The 19,015-nt window shown below is 43.4% G+C and carries 22 protein-coding genes; 15 read left to right on the forward strand and 7 right to left on the reverse strand.

All coding sequences use genetic code 11. The features are described from left to right. Positions 1 to 73: 73 nt before the first annotated feature. On the reverse strand, positions 74 to 1,087 hold the full coding sequence (gene ltaE / locus L5L98_RS16185) for a low-specificity L-threonine aldolase (protein ID WP_263142358.1): 1,014 nt from the start codon (positions 1,085 to 1,087) through the stop codon (positions 74 to 76). Positions 1,088 to 1,430: 343 nt separating this feature from the next. Here ltaE and L5L98_RS16190 point away from each other — a divergent pair, with 343 nt between their 5' ends. From L5L98_RS16190 to tpx, 3 genes are all read left to right on the forward strand, one after another. Further along, positions 1,431 to 2,021, forward strand: a complete 591-nt coding sequence (locus L5L98_RS16190) for an OmpA family protein (RefSeq protein WP_263142360.1) — start codon at positions 1,431 to 1,433, stop codon at positions 2,019 to 2,021. Between the two features lie 32 nt (positions 2,022 to 2,053). Next, complete coding sequence (locus tag L5L98_RS16195; protein WP_028761273.1) at positions 2,054 to 2,881, forward strand: mechanosensitive ion channel family protein; 828 nt, start codon at positions 2,054 to 2,056, stop codon at positions 2,879 to 2,881. Positions 2,882 to 3,004: 123 nt separating this feature from the next. Continuing rightward, positions 3,005 to 3,598 (forward strand): thiol peroxidase, encoded by a 594-nt coding sequence (tpx, locus tag L5L98_RS16200; protein WP_105251878.1) that lies wholly within the window; start codon positions 3,005 to 3,007, stop codon positions 3,596 to 3,598. A 75-nt stretch (positions 3,599 to 3,673) separates the two neighbouring features. On the opposite strand, the gene L5L98_RS16205 is transcribed toward tpx, so the two are convergent. Together L5L98_RS16205 and L5L98_RS16210 are read right to left on the reverse strand one after the other, a co-directional pair. Further along, on the reverse strand, positions 3,674 to 4,315 hold the full coding sequence (locus L5L98_RS16205) for a trimeric intracellular cation channel family protein (RefSeq protein WP_028761275.1): 642 nt from the start codon (positions 4,313 to 4,315) through the stop codon (positions 3,674 to 3,676). A 359-nt stretch (positions 4,316 to 4,674) separates the two neighbouring features. After that, positions 4,675 to 5,235 carry a DUF4136 domain-containing protein gene (locus L5L98_RS16210; protein ID WP_028761276.1) on the reverse strand — a complete coding sequence of 187 codons (561 nt, stop codon included), beginning with the start codon at positions 5,233 to 5,235 and terminating at the stop codon, positions 4,675 to 4,677. Positions 5,236 to 5,415: 180 nt separating this feature from the next. On the opposite strand from L5L98_RS16210, the gene L5L98_RS16215 reads away from it, so the two are divergent. From L5L98_RS16215 to ruvX, 4 genes are all read left to right on the forward strand, one after another. Next, positions 5,416 to 5,733 (forward strand): hypothetical protein, encoded by a 318-nt coding sequence (locus L5L98_RS16215; RefSeq protein ID WP_263142365.1) that lies wholly within the window; start codon positions 5,416 to 5,418, stop codon positions 5,731 to 5,733. Positions 5,734 to 5,910: 177 nt separating this feature from the next. Beyond that, positions 5,911 to 6,240, forward strand: coding sequence for a stress response translation initiation inhibitor YciH (yciH, locus tag L5L98_RS16220; protein ID WP_263142367.1), 330 nt, complete (start codon positions 5,911 to 5,913; stop codon positions 6,238 to 6,240). Between the two features lie 66 nt (positions 6,241 to 6,306). Continuing rightward, positions 6,307 to 6,870 carry a YqgE/AlgH family protein gene (locus L5L98_RS16225; protein ID WP_263142369.1) on the forward strand — a complete coding sequence of 188 codons (564 nt, stop codon included), beginning with the start codon at positions 6,307 to 6,309 and terminating at the stop codon, positions 6,868 to 6,870. 29 nt (positions 6,871 to 6,899) lie between these two features. Continuing rightward, positions 6,900 to 7,325 carry a Holliday junction resolvase RuvX gene (gene ruvX / locus L5L98_RS16230; RefSeq protein ID WP_006082513.1) on the forward strand — a complete coding sequence of 142 codons (426 nt, stop codon included), beginning with the start codon at positions 6,900 to 6,902 and terminating at the stop codon, positions 7,323 to 7,325. Between the two features lie 87 nt (positions 7,326 to 7,412). Here the strand turns inward: ruvX and hemH are convergent, their stop codons facing one another. The 4 genes from hemH to L5L98_RS16250 form a co-directional block, all read right to left on the reverse strand. Further along, positions 7,413 to 8,426 (reverse strand): ferrochelatase, encoded by a 1,014-nt coding sequence (gene hemH / locus L5L98_RS16235; protein WP_263142371.1) that lies wholly within the window; start codon positions 8,424 to 8,426, stop codon positions 7,413 to 7,415. Between the two features lie 32 nt (positions 8,427 to 8,458). After that, positions 8,459 to 8,998, reverse strand: coding sequence for a glutathione peroxidase (locus L5L98_RS16240; RefSeq protein WP_263142372.1), 540 nt, complete (start codon positions 8,996 to 8,998; stop codon positions 8,459 to 8,461). 186 nt (positions 8,999 to 9,184) lie between these two features. Continuing rightward, positions 9,185 to 10,297: a PilT/PilU family type 4a pilus ATPase gene (locus L5L98_RS16245; protein ID WP_028761282.1), complete on the reverse strand. Its 1,113-nt coding sequence runs from the start codon at positions 10,295 to 10,297 to the stop codon at positions 9,185 to 9,187. Positions 10,298 to 10,306: 9 nt separating this feature from the next. Next, entirely contained in the window at positions 10,307 to 11,344 is a 1,038-nt protein-coding gene (locus tag L5L98_RS16250) for a type IV pilus twitching motility protein PilT (RefSeq protein WP_006082517.1), read from the reverse strand. Between the two features lie 35 nt (positions 11,345 to 11,379). On the opposite strand from L5L98_RS16250, the gene L5L98_RS16255 reads away from it, so the two are divergent. From L5L98_RS16255 to L5L98_RS16290, 8 genes are all read left to right on the forward strand, one after another. Next, positions 11,380 to 12,078, forward strand: coding sequence for a YggS family pyridoxal phosphate-dependent enzyme (locus L5L98_RS16255; protein WP_028761283.1), 699 nt, complete (start codon positions 11,380 to 11,382; stop codon positions 12,076 to 12,078). Between the two features lie 216 nt (positions 12,079 to 12,294). After that, positions 12,295 to 13,113, forward strand: coding sequence for a pyrroline-5-carboxylate reductase (gene proC, locus L5L98_RS16260; RefSeq protein WP_173497619.1), 819 nt, complete (start codon positions 12,295 to 12,297; stop codon positions 13,111 to 13,113). A 46-nt stretch (positions 13,114 to 13,159) separates the two neighbouring features. Continuing rightward, complete coding sequence (locus L5L98_RS16265; RefSeq protein WP_105251874.1) at positions 13,160 to 13,708, forward strand: YggT family protein; 549 nt, start codon at positions 13,160 to 13,162, stop codon at positions 13,706 to 13,708. Continuing rightward, entirely contained in the window at positions 13,708 to 14,013 is a 306-nt protein-coding gene (yggU, locus tag L5L98_RS16270) for a DUF167 family protein YggU (protein WP_028761286.1), read from the forward strand. The genes L5L98_RS16265 and yggU overlap by 1 nt, the downstream gene beginning before the upstream one ends. 135 nt (positions 14,014 to 14,148) lie before the next feature. After that, positions 14,149 to 14,583 (forward strand): DUF4426 domain-containing protein, encoded by a 435-nt coding sequence (locus L5L98_RS16275; RefSeq protein ID WP_105251872.1) that lies wholly within the window; start codon positions 14,149 to 14,151, stop codon positions 14,581 to 14,583. 122 nt (positions 14,584 to 14,705) lie between these two features. Continuing rightward, positions 14,706 to 15,323 (forward strand): RdgB/HAM1 family non-canonical purine NTP pyrophosphatase, encoded by a 618-nt coding sequence (gene rdgB, locus L5L98_RS16280; protein WP_131523655.1) that lies wholly within the window; start codon positions 14,706 to 14,708, stop codon positions 15,321 to 15,323. Then, positions 15,323 to 16,489, forward strand: coding sequence for a radical SAM family heme chaperone HemW (hemW, locus tag L5L98_RS16285; RefSeq protein ID WP_263142375.1), 1,167 nt, complete (start codon positions 15,323 to 15,325; stop codon positions 16,487 to 16,489). The genes rdgB and hemW overlap by 1 nt, the downstream gene beginning before the upstream one ends. Positions 16,490 to 16,641: 152 nt before the next feature. Then, positions 16,642 to 18,492: a DUF885 domain-containing protein gene (locus tag L5L98_RS16290; RefSeq protein ID WP_263142376.1), complete on the forward strand. Its 1,851-nt coding sequence runs from the start codon at positions 16,642 to 16,644 to the stop codon at positions 18,490 to 18,492. Positions 18,493 to 19,015 lie beyond the last annotated feature (523 nt).

Consider the following 19,015-nt stretch of genomic DNA (forward strand, 5'->3'; position numbering starts at 1 on the left):
AAGCAATATCTGCCGATAAAAATGCCCAAGACAAAGCTCGGGCATTTCAGTAAAACCGGAAATCAATCCACACTTAAGCTTTGAGGTACTGCTTAACAACACGCAACACTTTATCTATATCCTGACGGCTGATATCTTTATGAGTCACAAGCCGAAGCGTACGCCCTGGGCTTATCAGGATGCCTTCCGATCGACAGTGTTTAGCCAATAAGTTCGCATCAATATGGAGTGCTAATGTAACAAATAACATATTTGTTTGTACTGCGGCTAAATTGACGTCAAACTCACTGAATTCTGCCAACTGCCGAGCTAAGTACGCCGCATTGTCATGATCTTCACTAAGCCGTTGTACTTGCTCAGTTAAAGCAAGCTTACCCGCAGCGGCAAGTATCCCAGCTTGACGCATGCCACCACCAAGCATTTTACGCCAACGAATGGCTTTCTTAATCAAGCGTTCATCACCTAAAAGTAATGAGCCGACTGGCGCACATAATCCTTTGGATAAACAAATCGACACTGAATCAAAGTGCGCCGTGATATCACTTATCGCGATATTCTGCGCCACCGCAGCATTGGCAACTCGCGCACCGTCGAGATGGATTTTTAATCCGCGATGAAAGGCCAATGCCTGCGCATCTGCCAAATAGCTTTGCGGGAGAACCTTACCGCCAATCGTATTCTCTAAACTAAGCAAACGAGTACGAGCAAAATGGATATCATCAGGCTTAATTGCGGCTTCAATGTCAGCTAATGCAATAGTGCCATCTAATTGATTCATTAAAGGTTGAGGTTGAATGCTGCCTAGGACTGCAGCGCCGCCGCCCTCGAACTTATAATTGTGAGCCTGCTGACCGCACAGGTACTCATCACCACGATCACAATGGGCCATCAAAGCCAATAAATTTGCTTGAGTACCCGAACAGGTAAATAATGCACTTTCAAAGCCAAACATCTCCGCAGCCATATCCTGCAAACTATTTACCGTAGGGTCGTCACCGTAAACATCATCACCCACTTCGGCTCTGGACATGGCTAACCGCATGGCTGCTGTTGGCTGGGTAACAGTATCACTGCGTAAATCTATCATCTTGTCCTCAACTTAAAGTTTGGTTGGCGCATAATGGGCTCAAGACTCTAGCGCTAAAGGCTTATTTTGTATAGTTTATCGTCATACTTGTCGACAAATTTACCGATGTAGAACCTCGCTCATGCTTCAAGCAAGTATCGACATACTGACATCTACTAATAAAAACATAAATATACTCAAGATCTTGCCGATATCTATCTGTCGATGTATGGACGCTTGTACGCGTTTAGCTTGGCGAAAAGAGTCTTACTCGTTAGAATGCCACACTAAGATGGTCATGCTACAACAATGCGATCGCTTTAGTAATTTTGACTAATACTTATCGTTCAATAGGTGATTTGTAGTGAAAAACTCCCAATCTCGATGGATTCAGCTAGCGCTTTTGCTATTAAGTTTAAGCCTAACATCACAGGTATTTGCTTGGTCTGACACTGACCGAGATGGAGTGCCAGATATCAAAGATGCCTGTCCTAACACAGAGCCAAATACACCTGTTATGGCTAATGGTTGTGTGGAAGAAGCCGCTGTGGAAATGACTGCATCACCAGTTTGCGATATGAGTCATTCAAATGCTGAGTTAAACACAGATTGTCATAATATTTCTGCAGCTATGGTGTATTTTGAATTTGCCATTGCCGAGGTTGACTTTTCTCAATGGAAAACTTTAGCCTTAGTAAAAGCATTCTTAGAAAAAAATGATGCTGAATTAACCTTAGTAGGCCACACAGATATCGTTGGTACACCAGAGTTTAATTATCAACTATCACTTCAACGGGCTCAAAATGTAAAACGTATTTTGGTTGAAGATTATGGTTTTAATCCAAATCGCTTTACCGTAATAGGTAAAGGTATATCTGAACCTGTAGCGGACAACCGTTCTAGCGAAGGGCGCAGTTTAAATCGACGAGTAGAATTTATCGTCAATAATAAATAGTTTTTGTTAGCGTATATTTAGGGAGTTATTCAATGGAAAACCTCGAAGGTTTATTAAAGCAAGCACCAGATCTGATCGTGACTTATGGCTTAAAAACATTATTCGCCATTATCATCTTCTTTGTTGGTAAATACTTTGCGGGCGTAGCACAGAAGCTTGTTCGTAAATTACTTAACAGCCGTAAAGTTGATCCGACAGTCGTTTCATTTGTCGCAAACCTCGCTTGGGCAGTGGTATTTGTTTTCGCGGTTATTGCTACGTTAGGCCAAATTGGTGTACAAACCGCATCACTGGTAGCCGTTATCGGTGCTGCAGGTTTAGCAATAGGCTTAGCGCTACAAGGTTCTCTGTCTAATTTTGCATCGGGTGTGTTAATGGTGTTATTCCGCCCTTGCCGCGTAGGTGACTATATTGAAGCTGCAGGTATCGCCGGCACTGTTGATGAAATAACCATATTCTCAACCAAGCTTCGCACTCCTGATAATAAAGTTATCGTAGCGCCAAACTCATCTATCATGAATGGCACTATCACTAACTACTCAGCAATGGATAGTCGTCGTATCGATTTAGTGATTGGTGTATCTTATTCCGCCGATATTGCACTCACTAAAAAAGTATTGACCGATATTTTAGATAACAACCAGTATGTGTTAAAAGATCCAGCATATACAGTTGGACTTTCTGAATTGGCTAGCTCTTCAATCAATTTCGTGGTTCGTCCTTGGGTAAAAACATCTGATTATTGGACTGCACGTTTCCAACTGCTTGAGCAAATAAAAAATGCATTAGACGCTGCAGATATAGGTATTCCATTCCCACAAATGGATATCCATGTCAAAGAATTACCGCTAAGCAAATAACAATTAGTGGATAAAAAAGGTCGGTAATTACCGACCTTTTTTTATGGTTCTTCACATCATTTTAGCGTACCTTAACGGACAGATATTAGCGAAGGCACAGATATTCATGTGTGAGGAAATCCAATGCAAAAATATGTTTCATTTTTAGCCGCAAGCTGTATTTATAGCCTAGTTCTGATGAGTCCCAATACACTCGCCAGTGAGAAAACACAGGTTTTAATGGGTGAAAAAACAGTTACCTTAGAAGGGAAAAGACCAAAATTGTCGCAAATGGCACCGGGGTTTAAAGTCGTTGATGAGCATTTCACGCCAGTGATGCTAAGTGATTTTAAGGGTAAAACGGTACTGATAAGTGCCGTGCCAAGCCTAGATACAGGTGTTTGCGCACTGCAGACGAAGCGCTTCAACAGCGAAGTTGGCCATTTTTCCGATGACGTCATCATGCTAACGATCAGTACCGATTTACCCTTCGCACAGAAGCGTTTCTGTAAAGTGGAAAACGTAGATAAAATCAAAGTGCTATCAGATAGCGTGTGGCGTGATTTTGGTGAAAAGTATGGTTTGTTAATTCAAGATTACGGCTTGCTGGCTAGAGCCATTTTCATCATAGATGCAGAAGGTAAGCTCCAATATCAAGAGTTAGTACCAAACATCACAGAGCATCCTAACTATGATGCCGCACTTGAAGCGCTGAAAACCCTTCAAGCCCAGCAGTAATTCACAGCTAAAAACAGGGCAGCCTTAGCTGCCCTTTTGTTTAACGGTTCTATTTCTACAATTTGGTTTTACGATTTAATGTGTATGTTGATCGCCACTGGATTGGTAGTCAAAGGTCGGCATAGACCAATGATATCGCAGCGCCAACATCCGTAAGCTAAAACCAACGCTTAAACAAATAACCAGATTAATCCATTCCGTTAACTGATAGGCTTTTAAGACGATATACAAGCCTGCCGTCAGTAGTGAAATCACCGCATAGAGTTCTTTCTTAAAAATCAAAGGCACTTGGTTACACAGAATATCGCGGATAACGCCACCAAAGACACCAGTGACCAATCCCATAACTACGGCTATTGTTGGGCTAAATCCCAGCATTAACGTCTTTTGTGCGCCCACGATGGAGAATACGGCTAAACCTAAGGCATCAATAGCCAAAAATAACTTAGACAGATAACGCATCACAGGGGCGATAGCGACAGTGAGCAAAGAAGCGAATGCAATCGCAATAAGGTAATGCACATGCTCAACCCAAATTAAGGGGTAATTTCCGAGCATCATATCCCTTAGTGTGCCGCCACCAATTGCCGTTGCGCATCCAATGATCACCACACCAAACAAATCCATCTGCTTGCGGCCAGCCGCCAGAGCGCCCGTCATCGCCTCGGCAATAATCCCAATCAGCCAAAGTAATCCAATAATCTGCGTCTCATGCATCTTTGCTACTTCCAACAACTCAAAGAATTGATTCTGCCTGATAACCTCTCAGTTCTATAATGATTTTATTTTGAATTCATCATTAGAAAAATTAATTCATCATCTTATTAATAATCTGATGCAGACTCCTATTACATTATTAATTTATAGGATAAATATTATACAAAATAGTCAGTTATAAAAATGTTACTTTCACATTGTCATCTATGAAAATAGAATTTTTAATAAGTATTAATAACGTAAATCCAATCAGATGATAAATAACTGCAGATCATCTAATACCGTAGACAAATGCATAAAAATCAACCACAAAAAAGCGGCCCTTAGGCCGCTTAATGTTCATTCAAACTGAATCAGAACTACTTAGTGTCAGGCTTAGGTGGATAATTTGCCATTACACTGCCCACAGCTTGATTGATGATCTGTACTCTTTCTTCTGGGGTATTTTTGTCACGAATGGTATCGGCAACAGAACCACGCCAGATCAGTTTAGTGGTTTTATTATCAACCAAATCAATAATCAGGGTACCGACTTCATATTCTCTTACTGTGGTTTGGGTCTGCATATTGCCGCCCCAACCCCATCCTGGACCATAGTATGGGTTGTAGCCAAAATTACTATTGAAGGTATCAACATTAATCTTCTTATCAACTTTGGTCAGATAATTAACAAGTACATCAGCATCTTTTGCATCAACTAATGTCATCCCCTTACTCGCTAACTGGCTATTCACCGCTTCTCTGACCCGTTGGTCCATCAAGCCATCTAAATGATATCCGGCAGAATCCGTTTTCTGAGCAACCCAAGCATAGGTTTTATATTGAGTAAAATTGGCGCTAGGATCAAAATCCCAACCGGACTTCATCGAACTACAGGCACTGAGTGCCAACACAGCTAATGCAACAAAAATATTTTTCATCTTAATTTCCTCAGATGTTCGACCCGAACAAAGACAAGTATCAGAGATATGAATTTAGCTTACAGAGCAATAGCCTAATCTACAACTCAATTGATTAAAAAGCAGCATCTCATTCAGCTTGACTTCAGCAAAGCCAAAGATGATAATGATTATCAATTGAGATTTAAGGGAGGTATTGAAATGTACTGGTTTATTAGCGCGTTTATGGTTGCATCTGCCATTTTTTTCCTTGCACCAGAAAAAATTTCTCTCGAAGCGAATAACGCCAAAATAAAACGTCACTTGCCTACCAGTTTACTGATATTACCCCTCCTAGTGCTTGGCTGGTTGGTTATTGATACCATTGCTAATGGCACTAACTATGCCACAGTCGCCACATTTAGTTTTGTTACAACAGCCTGCTTAATTGCGTTACCTAAGTTACATAAATTTATTATGCCCAGTGCATTACTCACCGCTGTGGCGCTGATAGCCATGGTATTCATGCGAATGAATTGATCCTGAGCTTTAAGCTTACTTTTCAAAAATATGCTTACTTCCCTGCAAAGAGTTAGCATTTTGTATTGGCCACTTAAGGAGAATCCTCAAGTGGTCTTTTTTTACCTCCCAGAACCTCTGCAAATTTGATAAACTGAGCCGGTATAAGTCATCTTCTAATATCAATGAATGAAACCAATGAAAGCAGATCCTAATGTATCCTTAGTGTACAGCACCGACAAAGGCCGTATAAATGCAGAGCCCGTCACTAAAGCGATTCCGGAATCCGATGGCATAGTCAGGATCCATAGAGACAGTAAAGGCCGCAAAGGTAAAGGCGTTTCGATTATCTCTGGGTTAGGTCTCGATGAAGCAGCGTTAAAAGCAATGGCACAAACCCTTAAGAAACAATGTGGTTGTGGTGGTACGGTTAAAGATTTCACTATTGAAGTCCAAACGGACAACCGCGAGCAATTAAAGCTATTACTTGAGAAACAAAACTACAAAGTTAAATTAGCTGGCGGTTAATCTCGCCCGACTTAGCAATATAGCAGCAAGCTAGATCAACTTAGCCACATCAAACGGAGTAGTTTAATGGAGAGTTTGCAGAACCATTTCTTAATTGCTATGCCCTCACTACACGGTACGTTTTTTGAACGCTCAGTCATTTATATCTGTGAACATGATGCCAAAGGCGCCATGGGGCTGGTGATCAATAAACCGCTCGGTATCGAAGTTAATTCGCTATTAGAACAAATGGATTTGCCGGCAGAGCAAGTCTCCGCGGATTTAGTGCTCAATACCAATGTCATGATGGGCGGCCCCGTCTCCCAAGATCGCGGCTTTGTGCTGCATACCTCTCAGCCCTATTGGGCCAATAGCACAGATCTGGGTTGTGGTTTAATGCTAACCACTTCCCGTGATGTGTTAACCGCGATTGGAAGCAACAGATCGCCCGAGAAGTTCCTCGTCACCTTAGGTTATGCAGGGTGGAGTAAAGATCAGCTCGAACAAGAGCTTGCCGATAATTCTTGGCTCACAATTCCAGCAACGAATGCGCTCTTGTTTGACATTAAACACGAAGACCGTTGGCCACAGGCCAGCCGTGCTCTCGGATTTGATGCTTGGCAAGTTTCAGCTCAAGCGGGTCACGCTTAAGTCTATTTATTAATATAAGTCAGCACACTATGAATTCGAAAACCGTATTAGGCTTTGATTTTGGCACTAAGAGCATTGGTGTCGCTATAGGCCAAGAAATCACCGCTAGCGCCACGCCATTGTTGTCAATTAAAGCCGTCGATGGGATCCCAAATTGGGATCAGATAGGCGACTTAATCAAGGAGTGGCAACCTGACTTAGTCGTCGTTGGCCTGCCCTTAAACATGGATGGTACAGAGCAAGATATGACCCACAGAGCGCGTAAATTTGCTAATCGCATCAATGCTAAGTTCAAAGTCAAAATAGCCACTCAAGATGAGCGATTAACTACCACTGATGCTAAGGCAAGATTATTCGAATTAGGCGGGTTTAAGGCACTGACCAAAGGTCAAGTCGATGCGGTGTCTGCCGTCCTTATTATCGAAAGCTACTTCGAAAATAACTTCAGCAAGTAATGCCACAATAAATAAAACCACAACAAAAATAAAAGGATAAGTTGCCTTATCCTTTTAGTTTGATGTTTAACCCGATAAATTATCGGATCAAAAATGTGGCTTCACTAAGTTGGCCATCATAGTAATGTGTGCATCATCATCGTTTAGTGCAGCAATGTAGCGGAACTTCTCACCACCCGCCTCGGCAAAGAGATGACCATTTTCCCCAACAATTTCTTCCAGCGTTTCTAAACAATCGGCGCTAAAAGCTGGGCAGACGATAGCAATATCACGCACGCCTTGTTGCGGCAACGCTTTCAAAGTCGCATCGGTATAAGGTTGTAGCCATTTGGCTTTACCGAAACGCGATTGAAATGTCATCACAAACTCATCTTTACCTAACCCAAGCTTCTCGGTAACCAGTCGAGTCGTTTTCATGCAGAAGCAGTAATACGGATCGCCTAAATGCAAATTACGTTCAGGCATACCATGGTATGACAACACCAATTTTTGCGGTTTACCATGGGCTTCAAAATCAGCCGAGATCGAATTGGCTAAAGCATTAATAAAGTCAGCATTGTCATGATAAGTATTAATAAAATGCAGTGCTGGAATATAGCGCCACTTGGACAACTCAGCCGCAATCGCATCAAATGCAGAACCTGTGGTTGGCGCCGCATATTGGGGATACAGAGGTAACACCACGATTTTATCTATGCCATTTTGATGCATATTCTGCAAGGTGCTAGCAACCGACGGATTACCGTAACGCATGGCTAAATGGACAGAGACATCATAGTTATCGGCTTTAAGCTTATCCGCTAACTTTGCCGTTTGACGCAAACTAATGTCCATTAACGGTGAACCTGCCGCAGTCCATACCTTTTGGTATAATGCTGCCGATTTTGCTGGCCGTACCCGCAAAATAATCCCGTGTAAAATCAACATCCACACTAACTTAGGGATCTCGACGACTCGGGGATCTGCTAAAAACTCTGCAAGATAACGTCTAACAGCAGATGCTGTGGGTTCATCTGGAGTACCTAAATTCAACAACAACACGCCTACTTTGCCGCGCTGCCCGTGTCCAACTTCTTTGGATAAGCCTGAAAATTTAGCCAAAACAGCCTCTTAATTAATAAATATTCGTAAGATTAAAGTACAGATTCTATCGCGTGCTTAAGCTCTTCACTATCTGGCTTCACTTTAGAATTGAACTGTTGCACAACCGCACCATCACCGCTGACGACATACTTATAAAAATTCCACTTAGGCGCACCAGTTTTTTCAGCTAAGTATTTGAAGACACTATTAGCGTCACTACCACGTACTGGCGATGTTGACAGCATAGTAAAGGTGACACCGTAATTGATGTAACACACCTTAGCCGTATCTTTCTCATCATTTTCTTCTTGGAAAAAATCATCCGATGGGAAACCAATGACCACTAAGCCTTTATCTTTGTAGTTTTCATGCAATGTTTCGAGCGCTTTAAACTGCGGGGTGTAACCACAGTTACTGGCCGTGTTAACAATCAACACTGGTTTTCCCTGAGTCAATTCACACAGATTAACCGTCTCTTCAGAATGTAATTTTCGTACTTCAAGGTTCAGATACTCGGGACAAGTGGCCGCCATAGCGCCAACACTCGTCAAGCTCGCTGTCATAGCGAATATCATAGGTAATTTTTTCATTGCTTTCTCCTTTACCAGTACATTACGTAAACGCACTAGGTAAAGATCATATTGAATTAAAAAATAAAAGCTATGGATAATGGCAACATAGCGATAAAGTAGAACCGATTGAGCTGAACGAAAATCTAATACACAAACAAAAAGCAGCCCATAAAGAGCTGCCTAACCCAGAACCGGACTATCACGCTAGTCCATGTCTAAGGTGACACCTTCCATAAAACCTGAGCCCGTGGATTCTTTATTCTGCAATTTAATCATCAAACGTAAATCGTTTGGTGAATCAGCATGGTGCAGCGCATCGGCGTAACTAATCTCGCCATCGACATAAAGTTTCAGCAAGGCCTGATCGAACGTCTGCATGCCCTGCTCGTTGGATTTTGCCATGGTTTCTTTGAGCAAATGCAGCTCGTTCTTCGCAATTAAACTCGCCACCCTTGGGGTGTTAATCAATACTTCAATCGCGGCGCGACGCCCTGTGCCATCGACTTTCGGTATCAATTGCTGCGCCACAATACCGCGTAAATTCAATGATAAATCGAACAATAACTGTTGATGCTTACTCTCAGGCACGAGATGCATAATCCGGTCTAACGCTTGGTTGGCGTTGTTGGCATGCAAGGTTGCCATACAAAGGTGACCCGTTTCTGCAAATGACAGCGCAAACTCCATCGTCTCTTGGGTACGAATTTCACCAATCAAGATCACATCGGGAGCTTGGCGAAGGGAGCTTTTTAGCGCCGCATCAAAAGACTCAGTATCTATACCCACTTCTCGCTGAGTGATTATGCTTTTTCTGTGGTCATGAACGAATTCAACCGGATCTTCAATAGTCAAAATATGCCCACGAGCATGACCATTGCGATAACCCACCAAGGCCGCCAAAGACGTTGACTTACCCGTTCCCGTTCCGCCTACCATAATGATGAGGCCACGTTTACTCATCACCAGATCTTTTAGAATTGGCGGCAATTTTAAATCATCGACATCCGGGATTTTAGTCTCGATACGGCGCATCACACAGCCAGGCGATTCACGCTGCCAAAAAGCGCTCACCCGAAAACGACCTAAATCCTTTGCCGCAAAAGCGAAGTTACACTCACGAGTGGAATGAAACTCTTGCTTCTGCGCCTCTGTCATTAACGACTCAACAAAATCCAGTGATTGTGCTGGTGTAAACGCACTTTCTGCCAAGGGACGCAATTCACCGTCAATCTTGGCACTCGGCGGAAAACCCGCTGTGATGAACAAGTCGGAGGCTTTGCGTTCCACTATCACTTTTAAAAACGGACGAACATCCATCATAAATCCTTAAAATGTCGCTTGTTTATTCGAACTTTTCGCCATTGCATCTTCACGAGTGATAAGACCGCGATTGACTAAGTTCTGTAAACATTGCTCTAAGGTCTGCATTCCATGGGCCATACCTGTTTGAATTGCCGAATACATCTGCGCCACTTTGTCTTCACGAATTAAGTTGCGGATAGCGGGCGTGCCCATCATGATTTCATGGGCGGCGACACGGCCTCCTCCCACCTTTTTAATCAGGGTTTGCGAAATAACCGCTTGCAGCGATTCAGACAACATAGTGCGCACCATGTCTTTTTCACCAGCAGGGAATACGTCGACCACACGGTCAATCGTTTTCGCGGCAGAAGTAGTATGCAAGGTACCAAACACTAAGTGGCCTGTTTCAGCGGCGGTCATCGCCAAACGAATGGTCTCAAGGTCACGCATCTCACCGACTAAAATTACGTCTGGGTCTTCACGCAGTGCGCTTCTAAGCGCCGCATTAAAGCTGTGGGTATGGCGGTGAACTTCACGTTGGTTAATCAAACATTGCTTATTTTGGTGAACAAATTCGATAGGATCTTCAATGGTTAAGATATGATCATGTCGATTTTCATTCACGTAATCCACCATAGCGGCAAGTGTGGTACTCTTACCCGACCCAGTAGGTCCAGTCACTAGGACTAATCCGCGAGGGAAACTGGCAATTTTTTTAAAAATTTCCGGCGCACCTAATTGCTCAAGTGACAAAATGTCACTTGGAATGGTACGAAACACAGCCGCTGCACCACGGGATTGATTGAATGCGTTAACACGAAAGCGTGCAAGATTAGGGACTTCGAACGAGAAATCGATTTCTAAATGTTCTTCGTAGTCCTTGCGCTGCTTATCATTCATTATGTCGTACACTAAGCTGTGTACACCTTGATGATCGAGCGCGGGCAGGTTAATTTTTCTCACTTCACCGTCAACACGGATCATGGGAGATATCCCTGCAGAAAGGTGTAGATCCGAGGCTTTGTGTTTTACACTAAATGCCAATAACTCAGTGATTTCCATCGTTTGGGATATCCTTGCAACTAGATAATTACATCATGACAACAATAGCAGACAGACTCGCAATCGCCCAGCGCAGGATCACACAAGCAGCGCAAAAATGTGCCCGCCACCCCAGCAGTATTCGCTTACTTGCCGTCAGCAAGACTAAACCTATTGAAGACATTATAGCAGCCTACCAAGCGGGTCAGCGTTGCTTTGGCGAAAACTATGTCCAAGAAGGCGCTGAAAAAATTACTGCGCTCAAGGGGGATTTCCCAGACATAGAATGGCATTTTATCGGCCCACTCCAATCCAATAAAACCAGCATAGTCGCCCAGCATTTCGATTGGATGCATACCGTTTCACGCGACAAAATTGCCCTACGTCTCAATGAGCAACGTCCGGCCGAATTGGCGCCATTAAACGTCTGTATTCAAATTAATATCAGTGCTGAAGACACAAAATCTGGCATAGATGCGGCTCAAATGCTGCCACTGGCCGAACTGATAGCTCAGCTACCTAACTTAGCACTGAGGGGCCTAATGGCAATTCCAACGGCTACCGCAGATACAGAGTTACAGCTTAAAGAGTTTTCCATGTTAAACAATCTATTTCAAGAACTTAAAACGCATTATCCCGCTGTAGATACGCTTTCAATGGGGATGAGTAATGACCTAGATACAGCGATTAGCTGCGGTTCAACTATGGTGCGTATTGGCAGTGCCATTTTTGGTGAGCGCAATTACGCTGCGTAAAATCCACGTTCGGCATTTAGTTAGAGGTCAGTTTAACCTTGTTTTTAGCACTTTATGCCCAAATACTGTATTTAAGAACACCGAACATTAACGATTTAAGAGCAATTAGCGAGAGTCGATAATCAGGCTCAGTCATTCAAATGACTAACCGTTTTATCATCTTAATTTAAGGTGAAGATGTTACAAGTTAACGGTTAACACACTGAAGAGAATCAAATGGATCAACAGAAAATCTGCTTTATCGGTGCCGGCAATATGACGCGCAGCATCATCAGTGGCTTAATCAATAGCGGCTATCCAGCTCAACTCATCCAAGCGACTAATCCCAGCCAAGGTAAACTTGATGCACTAAAAGACGATTTTGGGATTTTGGTTTCTCAGGATAATTTGGCAGCGGCGCAAGCTGCCGATGTAATAGTACTTTCAGTAAAACCACAATTGATGCAACAAGTTTGTGAAGCATTACAGACAGTCGAGCTGTCGAATAAGTTAGTCATCACTATCGCTGCGGGCATTAAAGCAAAGCGATATACCGACTATCTGGCACAAGACATCAAGCTTATCCGCGCCATGCCAAATACGCCGATGCAAATTAGTGTTGGTATGACTGGCCTCTATGCGCCTCAAAGCATTACTACCGAGCAGAAAGCCATTTGCGATCGTTTGATGTCAAGCGGCGGCGAAATAGTGTGGGTAAATGAAGAGTCAGATTTAGATCAAGTGATTGCACTATCGGGCAGTTCACCGGCTTATTTCTTTTTGCTAATGGAGTCTATGATAGATGCAGGCAAAGAAATGGGAATGGATGAAACAAAAGCCAGAAGTTTAGTGCAGCAAGCTGCGCTTGGCGCTGCTATGATGGCAAAGCAAAACCCACAACTGACCTTAGGTAATTTAAGGGAGAATGTTACTTCAAAGGGCGGCACCACCGCACAAGCGCTGGCGACATTTGAAGCTGCGGATATGCGCGGCTTAGTAAAAAAAGCCATGGAAAACTGTATTAATCGTGCAGAAGAAATGGCTAAAACATTTTGATCCACTAACACGTTTTTATATCGAACTTTAATAGGTAGAAATCTCGATGAATGCATTTACCTTTTTAATCACCACTCTATTCGATCTCTATTTGATGGTAGTGATTTTGCGGATTTGGTTACAACTGGCAAGGGCTGATTTTTACAATCCTTTTAGCCAATTTATTGTTAAAGCAACTCACCCGCTCATCGCACCAATGCGCCGTATTTTGCCTTCCTTAGGGCGATTTGATACCGCATCTTTCGTCCTCGCATTATTGGTTGTGATAGCCAAGCTGCTACTAATTAGCCTCATTGCGGGCGGTGGCATAGACATACTGTTATTTTTGCTGTTTGCCGTTGTATCTGTGGTCAAAAAAGCAGGGGTACTGCTATTTTGGATGCTATTAATACGCGCAATCTTAAGCTGGTTTAACCAAGGCTATAATCCAATTGTAATGATCATGGGTCAGTTAACTGAACCCGTATTAGCACCAATACGTCGTATCATACCGCCAATTGGTGGTTTAGATTTATCCGTAATGCTGGTCATTATTGGTATGAATTTCCTCAATATGTTACTTGCTCAATATATCCCTTATTGGGCTGTGATCTAATGAGTGCAGTGACTTTGCAGCAAGGTGACTTGCTGCTTAATCTCTACATTCAGCCTAAGGCTAGCCGAGATCAAATTGTAGGATTGCACGGTGATGAGCTAAAAGTAGCCATCACTGCGCCGCCTATTGATGGCAAAGCGAATGCCCATTTAAGCAAGTACTTAGCAAAAGCTTTTAAAGTGCCAAAGAGCGACATTCACATAATAAAAGGTGAACTTGGCCGACATAAACAAATCCGCATTATTGACCCTAAGATCATCCCAAGTGTCATTACTGAACTGATGGGGCAAGATAGTGAAAAGTAATTCAGTTGAAAGATCAATCAGTTAAAGAATCGTACAACTGAAAACGAATTAATCCTTTGAATGCTATTAATTTATTGAAAAAAATAGTCACAGCGGCCCTATAATCCAACATTCCCTAATATGAGGTATCCCATCATGTTCCGTAATCTTCTCGCTGTATTAGCCCTCACGGCCAGCCTTTGCGGTGTTGCAAATGCCGAGCAAAAAGAAACTGTCGGCAATTTTGATATTCATTACATGGCACTTGGCAGTACATTTTTAACGCCTAGCATAGCCAAATCCTATGGCATTAAGCGCAGTAACTACACTGGCATCATCAATATTGCCGTATTAGATATTAGCGAAGCGAATAAGCCCGCAGTACCCGTTGAAATTACTGGAGTTGCTAATAATTTGTTAGATGCGCGAATCAATCTAACGTTTAAAGAGATCCGCGAAGGTGATGCGATTTATTACATTGCCGAAGTGCCCTACCGCGATGATCAGGAAATCAACTTCAATATCGCAATTAAATATGGCAATCAACTGAACACGAACTTACAGTTCAAGCAAAAATTCTACGTTGAATAAACCTATTTTATACCTTTGTTGGCGTTGCTTTCCTGTTGCGCCAACCCCTTTCCCTGTCCTTTACTATTGAGCTTGGGTATCATAGTGCCAACGCACGTCGTCCCATTTATGATAGGTATTCCATGCAACAAATCGTCCTCGCCAGCGGTAATAAAGGCAAACTCGCCGAATTCGATCAAATGCTCGCAAGCTACGGTGTCACTGTACTGCCGCAGAGCCAGTTTAATGTCAGCGAAGTAGCAGAAACGGGTACCACTTTTGTAGAGAATGCCATTATCAAAGCAAGGCATGCCGCCGAAATCACCGGACTTGCGGCCATTGCCGATGATTCGGGTTTAGAAGTGGATTTACTCCAAGGCGCTCCAGGCATTTATTCAGCACGTTACGCAGGCGAAAATGCCAAAGATCAAGACAACGTATTGAAACTACTTGAGACGTTAAAAGACCAGCCAGCACCTCGCGGGGCAAGATTCCAATGCGTACTGGTATATATGCGCCATGCGAAAGACCCTACCCCGATTATTTGCCAAGCCTCATGGGAAGGCCAAATCGACTTTAGCCAACGTGGCGCCAATGGCCATGGTTACGATCCGATTTTTATCCCTGAAAATTATCAATGTAGCGCGGCAGAGCTGAGCAGCAACGAGAAAAATGCCTTAAGTCATCGTGGTAAAGCTCTAGTGCAACTCATCGCCGCCATGCAAGCCCAAGGCGTATTAACAGGCGGGAATGCACAATAATGTCGTCAACTGCCGTGACTACTGCGATAAAGCTCGAACTGCCACCACTCAGTCTGTATATCCATATTCCCTGGTGCGTACAAAAGTGTCCCTATTGTGACTTTAATTCCCATGGCCAAAATGGCGAACTGCCACAAGAGGCTTATGTTGATGCGCTATTGGAAGACTTACGCCAAGATTTACATCTCGTCCAAGGGCGGCAGATCCATACCATCTTTATCGGTGGCGGCACGCCATCCTTATTCGATGCTTTGCAAATCAAACGCATACTCGATGGTGCCAATGCGCTAATCCCCTTTAGTGACAATATCGAAATCACTATGGAAGCCAATCCTGGTACTTTAGAGCACGATGACTTTAGTGCCTATCGTGCTGCGGGCGTCACTCGTTTATCTATCGGGGTGCAGAGCTTTTCTAAGGATAAACTCAACTTACTCGGACGTATTCACGATCAAAACGAGGCACAAGTCGCCGCTCAAAAAGCCAGCCAAGCGGGATACTTAAGTTTCAACCTCGATTTAATGCATGGATTACCGAACCAAAGTTTTGCTGAAGCTATGGCTGATATCGACACGGCAGCGGCGCTTAACCCGCCACACCTATCTTGGTATCAGTTAACAATTGAGCCCAACACCCTATTCCACTCAAAACCGCCGCAGCTGCCCGATGACGAAGCGCTCTGGCATATCTATGAGCAAGGTCAACAAAAGCTGGCCGCATTAGGGTATGAGCAATACGAAATATCTGCCTACGCAAAACCTGGTTACCAATGTAGGCACAATCTCAACTACTGGCAGTTTGGTGATTATCTAGGCATAGGCTGTGGCGCACACGGCAAAGTGACGCTGCCAAAAGAAAACCGCATCATACGCACGGTAAAAATTAAACATCCCAAGGGATATCTGAGTGCCAGCAACTACACCTTCGAATCGATTGAAGTTGCAGAGGAAGACCGCGCGCTCGAATATTTAATGAATCGCCTGCGTCTGATGACACCTATTCCTAAGCAAGAATTTGAACTGCGCACAGGACAACACAGAGACACATTGACCGAAGGAATGGAAAAAGCTAAACAACGCGGTTTACTCACAGAATCCGCTGAACATTGGCAATTAACCAGTAAAGGTCATATGTTTGTTAATGATTTACTGACACAATTCTGCTGAGTTAGCCGTTAAAATATCTCTATAAATAATGTGTTAGTAACTAATAGTACGGTTTAACACTATTACTGCTAACACATTTTCTAACACTAATATCCATACATTCTTGTTCAGCTTCTTTAGTATTGATGCAAATCAATCTAGGAAGCCTGATCATGCCAATAAAAACTAAAATCAGCTTAGTCGCACTGACCCTTTCAGCTCTGCTGACCATTCCCGCGTATGCAGCATCAACTGCGCCAGCCTTACACAGTGCAAGCGAACCTGTGAATGCTGTAGCACAAACCGAGTCAGAAAAAGCCAATGCTCTGTTCGAAACCATCTTCATGGAAAACATTATGGCGAGTCCCATTTCGCAGACCTATATGGGGATCAAGCAAGACTATGATAAATGGGATGAACTGGGTGATACCGCCGATGATAAAGCCATAGCTCGCACAAAAAAACAACTAGCGCAGGTCAATCAAATTGATGCGGCCAAGCTCGATCCACAAACTCATCTTAGCCTCATGTTACTGAAGCAAAATCTGCAAAATGACATCGAAGATGACCAATGGCGCTATCATAATTACCCTGTGAATCAGATGTATGGCGGCCACTCTATGATCGCCTCCTTCTTGATTAACCAACATCAAATCACAGATGTCAGCGATGCTAAGGCCTATATCAGTCGCTTGAATAGCGTGCCCAAACGCTTAAGTCAATTGCAGACAGTATTAGCCGTTCGCGCAGATAAAGGCATTATCGCGCCTAAGTTTATATTCGCTTATGTGATTTCAGACAGCCAAAACATCATCAAAGGTGCGCCTTTTGATAAGGGCGACGACAGCGCACTACTCGCAGATTTTCGCCGTAAAGTTAACGCATTAGCGATTCAAGAGACAGAGAAGCAAGCACTGCTTCAACAGGCTGAGCAAGCACTCGTTACTCAAGTCGAGCCCGCCTATAACAAACTCATCAGTTACGTAAAAACCTTAGCAGCCAAAGCTGATGACCGCGATGGTGCGTGGAAACTCCCTAACGGAGCCGCCTATTACAATAATGCCTTGGCACGAACGACCACTACAAACATGAGCGCCGATCAAATCCATGACTTAGGCCTTTCTGAGGTGGAACGTATTCACAATGAAATGCGTGCCATCATGAAGAAGGTCAATTTTAAAGGCGATTTGCAGCAATTCTTTAGCTTTATGCGTGATGATCCCCAGTTCTACTACCCCAATACCGCCGAAGGCAAAGCCGCCTATTTAGCTGAGGCGACTAAGTTCATCGACAATATGAAGTCGCGCTTGGATGAAGTGTTCAAAGTAAAACCTAAGGCCGCCATGGTAGTGAAGCAGGTTGAAGCCTTTAGGGAAAAATCCGCGGGTAAAGCCTTCTATGAACAACCGGCACCGGATGGTTCGCGTCCAGGTAGCTACTATGCAAACCTATATGACATGAAAGCCATGCCAAAATACCAAATGGAGGCGCTGGCCTACCACGAAGGTATTCCGGGTCACCATATGCAGATAGCCATTTCCCAAGAACTGCAAAATATTCCTAAGTTCCGTAAGTTTGGGGGCTATACCGCGTATATTGAGGGCTGGGGTTTATATAGCGAATCTTTCCCGAAAGAAATGGGACTCTACGCCGATCCATATTCTGACTTTGGTCGCCTAGCAATGGAGCTATGGCGTGCCTGTCGCTTAGTCGTTGATACTGGTATCCACGCTAAAAAGTGGACCCGCGAGCAAGGCATAACCTATTACGTGGATAATACGCCAAATGCTAAATCGGATGCGGTGAAAATGGTTGAACGCCATATCGTCATGCCATCGCAAGCGACAGCTTATAAAGTAGGTATGATTAAACTACTAGAGCTAAGACATAAAGCAGAGCAACAGCTTGGCAGTCAATTTGATATCCGCGACTTCCATACGCTAGTACTTGCTAACGGCGCATTACCACTGGATGTGTTAGAGCAACAAGTCGATCTCTGGATAGCCAGTAAGAAGAAGGCCTAATACCCTAATGTTTTAATGCCTTAATGCTGAGCCGTGAAGCACTGTTAACTTGCTTCACGACTAAAGCGACATAAGTGAAAGTCTTAAGCTGCAGCCAATAAAAAAGCCACTCGAAAGTGGCTTTTTTATTGGTACCATTATCCCGTTAGATAACAGAACCCTTCTCACTGTGGGTCACTATATTTGTTGCATTAATATATGCTTTAGCACTCGCCTTCACATCATTTAACACACAGTTGCGACTTTAGGGTACAGGGAGACAAAACTTGTGCTCAAGGCTGCAAACCATCAATAAAAAAATTACCTCAGCGATAAGGCTGAGGTAAACCAAAAACTAGGATGATGGTTTAAAGAGCCAACATTGTTTTAGTTCTCAAACTTCTGTTGGCTGTGATCCAAAACTGCATTAACGCCGACCTGTATACAAAAATTGAAAGGGGTCATTTCCAATAAACGTATAGGACTCAGGTCATTCCGAATCAACTGCCACCATTGTATTCAATTAAGAACAGAGTTCAAGGAT

It is taken from the genome of Shewanella sp. SM23, assembly GCF_025654295.1.
Classification (GTDB): domain Bacteria; phylum Pseudomonadota; class Gammaproteobacteria; order Enterobacterales; family Shewanellaceae; genus Shewanella; species Shewanella oncorhynchi.

Bases quoted from the DNA above. Each gene is read 5' to 3' on its own strand.
- ltaE (WP_263142358.1), bottom strand. From the start codon at position 1,087: ATGATAGATTTACGCAGTGATACTGTTACCCAGCCAACAGCAGCCATG.
- L5L98_RS16195 (WP_028761273.1), top strand. From the start codon at position 2,054: ATGGAAAACCTCGAAGGTTTATTAAAGCAAGCACCAGATCTGATCGTG.
- tpx (WP_105251878.1), top strand. From the start codon at position 3,005: ATGCAAAAATATGTTTCATTTTTAGCCGCAAGCTGTATTTATAGCCTA.
- L5L98_RS16205 (WP_028761275.1), bottom strand. From the start codon at position 4,315: ATGCATGAGACGCAGATTATTGGATTACTTTGGCTGATTGGGATTATT.
- L5L98_RS16210 (WP_028761276.1), bottom strand. From the start codon at position 5,235: ATGAAAAATATTTTTGTTGCATTAGCTGTGTTGGCACTCAGTGCCTGT.
- L5L98_RS16215 (WP_263142365.1), top strand. From the start codon at position 5,416: ATGTACTGGTTTATTAGCGCGTTTATGGTTGCATCTGCCATTTTTTTC.
- yciH (WP_263142367.1), top strand. From the start codon at position 5,911: ATGAAAGCAGATCCTAATGTATCCTTAGTGTACAGCACCGACAAAGGC.
- L5L98_RS16225 (WP_263142369.1), top strand. From the start codon at position 6,307: ATGGAGAGTTTGCAGAACCATTTCTTAATTGCTATGCCCTCACTACAC.
- ruvX (WP_006082513.1), top strand. From the start codon at position 6,900: ATGAATTCGAAAACCGTATTAGGCTTTGATTTTGGCACTAAGAGCATT.
- L5L98_RS16240 (WP_263142372.1), bottom strand. From the start codon at position 8,998: ATGAAAAAATTACCTATGATATTCGCTATGACAGCGAGCTTGACGAGT.
- L5L98_RS16245 (WP_028761282.1), bottom strand. From the start codon at position 10,297: ATGGATGTTCGTCCGTTTTTAAAAGTGATAGTGGAACGCAAAGCCTCC.
- L5L98_RS16250 (WP_006082517.1), bottom strand. From the start codon at position 11,344: ATGGAAATCACTGAGTTATTGGCATTTAGTGTAAAACACAAAGCCTCG.
- L5L98_RS16255 (WP_028761283.1), top strand. From the start codon at position 11,380: ATGACAACAATAGCAGACAGACTCGCAATCGCCCAGCGCAGGATCACA.
- proC (WP_173497619.1), top strand. From the start codon at position 12,295: ATGGATCAACAGAAAATCTGCTTTATCGGTGCCGGCAATATGACGCGC.
- L5L98_RS16265 (WP_105251874.1), top strand. From the start codon at position 13,160: ATGAATGCATTTACCTTTTTAATCACCACTCTATTCGATCTCTATTTG.
- yggU (WP_028761286.1), top strand. From the start codon at position 13,708: ATGAGTGCAGTGACTTTGCAGCAAGGTGACTTGCTGCTTAATCTCTAC.
- L5L98_RS16275 (WP_105251872.1), top strand. From the start codon at position 14,149: ATGTTCCGTAATCTTCTCGCTGTATTAGCCCTCACGGCCAGCCTTTGC.
- rdgB (WP_131523655.1), top strand. From the start codon at position 14,706: ATGCAACAAATCGTCCTCGCCAGCGGTAATAAAGGCAAACTCGCCGAA.
- hemW (WP_263142375.1), top strand. From the start codon at position 15,323: ATGTCGTCAACTGCCGTGACTACTGCGATAAAGCTCGAACTGCCACCA.
- L5L98_RS16290 (WP_263142376.1), top strand. From the start codon at position 16,642: ATGCCAATAAAAACTAAAATCAGCTTAGTCGCACTGACCCTTTCAGCT.